This window comes from Vibrio sp. 10N.222.48.A3, assembly GCF_041475345.1.
Taxonomy (GTDB): Bacteria; Pseudomonadota; Gammaproteobacteria; order Enterobacterales; family Vibrionaceae; genus Vibrio; species Vibrio tasmaniensis_A.
Genome location: NZ_JBFRVX010001487.1, coordinates 1 through 535, shown reverse-complemented (window position 1 = coordinate 535; position 535 = coordinate 1). Strand labels below are relative to the sequence as shown.

At 44.1% G+C, this 535-nt stretch carries 1 pseudogene; it reads left to right on the top strand.

The features are described from left to right. Positions 1-535 (top strand): annotated as a pseudogene (locus tag AB4653_RS27300) (flagellin); the annotation flags it as partial.

The window sequence follows — 535 nt, the reverse complement described above, 5'->3', positions numbered from 1 at the left end:
GGAACGCCTATCTTCAGGTTCTAAAATCAACAGCGCAAAAGATGACGCTGCAGGCCTACAAATCTCGAACCGTTTGAACGTTCAGAGTCGTGGTCTTGATGTTGCTGTACGTAACGCGAACGATGGTATCTCTATCGCTCAAACGGCAGAAGGTGCGATGAATGAAACATCAAACATTCTGCAACGTATGCGTGACTTGTCTCTGCAATCAACAAACGGTTCGAATACAAAAGCTGACCGTGTTGCAATCCAAGAAGAAGTTACAGCACTGAACGATGAACTAAATCGTATTGCTGAAACAACCTCTTTTGGTGGTAACAAGCTGCTTAACGGTACTCACGGTACTAAGTCATTCCAAATTGGTGCAGACAATGGTGAGGCAGTAATGCTTCAGCTGAAAGACATGCGTTCTGATAACGACCAAATGGGCGGCAACAGCTACCAATTTACAGAAGCTAAAGGTAAAGATTGGGGTGTAACAGCTGGTGCTAATGATTTAACCATGTCATTAAAAGATAGCTTCGGTGACCAACGA